Annotated in this window: 2 protein-coding genes; one reads left to right on the plus strand and one right to left on the minus strand. The window is 69.7% G+C overall.

The window, feature by feature from the left end; all coding sequences use genetic code 11:
• Positions 1-1,298, minus strand: a 1,298-nt coding sequence (locus tag ABZ863_RS35610) for a 2-isopropylmalate synthase (protein ID WP_358544187.1), incomplete at its 3' end; no start/stop codon positions are given.
• A 299-nt stretch (positions 1,299-1,597) separates the two neighbouring features.
• On the opposite strand from ABZ863_RS35610, the gene ABZ863_RS35615 reads away from it, so the two are divergent.
• Positions 1,598-1,830 (plus strand): hypothetical protein (locus ABZ863_RS35615; RefSeq protein WP_358544190.1); only part of this gene is annotated, 233 nt, incomplete at its 3' end.

The raw sequence follows: 1,830 nt of genomic DNA on the forward strand, positions 1-1,830 counted from the left end.
AGGACGTAGGCGATGCCGCCCTTGCCGGACTGCGAGTTGACCCGGATGACGGCCTCGTAGGAGCGGCCGACGTCCTTGGGGTCGATGGGCAGGTAGGGGACGGCCCACTCGATGTCGTCGACGGTCTTGCCCTGGGCGGCGGCGTCGGCCTCCATGGCGTCGAAGCCCTTCTTGATGGCGTCCTGGTGGGAGCCGGAGAAGGCGGTGTAGACGAGGTCACCGACGTAGGGGTGGCGCGGGTGGACCTCCATCTGGTTGCAGTACTCGGCGGTCCTGCGGACCTCGTCGATCTGCGAGAAGTCGATCATCGGGTCGACGCCCTGGGAGAAGAGGTTCATGCCCAGGGTGACCAGGTCGACGTTGCCGGTGCGCTCGCCCTGCCCGAACAGGCAGCCCTCGACACGGTCGGCGCCGGCCATCACGGCCAGCTCGGCGGCGGCCACGGCGGTGCCGCGGTCGTTGTGCGGGTGGGTGGAGAGGCAGACGAACTCGCGGCGGGACAGGTTCCGCGACATCCACTCGAAGCGGTCGGCGTGGGTGGAGGGGGTGGAGCGCTCCACGGTGGCGGGCAGGTTGAGGATGATCTCGCGACCCTCCTCGGGCTGCCAGACGTCCATCACCGCCTCGCAGACCTCCAGGGCGAAGTCCAGCTCGGTGTCGGTGAAGATCTCCGGGCTGTACTGGTAGCCGAAGGCGGTCCGGGCGTCCAGCAGCTTCTCGGCGTACTCCATGACCAGCCGGGTGCCGTCGACGGCGATCTGCTTGACGTCCTCGCGCGAGCCGCGGAAGACGACCCGGCGGAAGGTGGGCGCGGTGGCGTTGTACAGGTGGACCGTGGCGCGGTGGGCGCCCTTCAGCGACTGGACGGTGCGCTCGATCAGGTCCTCGCGGGCCTGGGTCAGGACGGAGATGGTCACGTCCTCGGGGATGGCGCCCTCTTCGATGATGGAGCGGACGAAGGCGTAGTCCGTCTCACCGGAGGAGGGGAAGCCGACCTCGATCTCCTTGTAGCCCATCCGCACCAGCAGGTCGAACATCTCGCGCTTGCGGGCGGGCGACATGGGGTCGATCAGGGCCTGGTTGCCGTCCCGCAGATCGGTGGAGAGCCAGCGGGGGGCCTTGGTGATGCGCTGCTCGGGCCAGGTGCGGTCGGCCAGGTCGACGGCGTCGTAGCCGCGGTACCGGCCGGTCGGCATGCCGGAGGGGCGCTGGGTGACGCTGTCCCGGGTGAGGGGGGTCCGACGGCTCACCGGCTGGTCGGCGGTGACGGTACGGGATGCGTCGGCGGGGTTCGACATGATGCGCGGGGCTCCTCAGTGGTCCACTGGAGACGGCCGACTGGCGGCGGGTTCACCGCAACACCGGACTCCGCGGGGAGGGGGTCGACCTCGACTACAGGCCCTCGCCGCGGCAGCTAAGGAGAAGCAGCCCGTAACGCATGATGCTCCGCAGCCTAACTGAGCCGTCCCTGTTGCGCTGACGTGTATCAGTATGCGGGACCGGGGTGAGGGAACGGCCCAGAGGTGACGAGTCCCTCTATTTCGCTAATCTCCCGCACGGAGTGTTTCAGTCCGGTCACAGAGAGCAAGTCAGTCTCATGACCGACAACCAGCGCCCGAAGCGCACCCCGACCGTCCGCACCGCCTCCGACTCCGCCCTGATCCGCCCGGCCCCGCACCCCGTCTTCTGCACGATCGTGCCGCCGCACGTCCTGGACCACCTCAGCCACCTGGACGACCCGGTCCTCTCCGTCCCCGCCCGCCGCACCCTGGAGCGGGACGCCCGCGAGCGGACCCGCCGCCTCAGCGCCGTCGCCGCCACCCGCGCCGC

The organism is Saccharomonospora sp. NPDC046836, from assembly GCF_040645195.1.
In the GTDB taxonomy this organism is placed as follows: Bacteria; Actinomycetota; Actinomycetes; order Mycobacteriales; family Pseudonocardiaceae; genus Prauserella_A.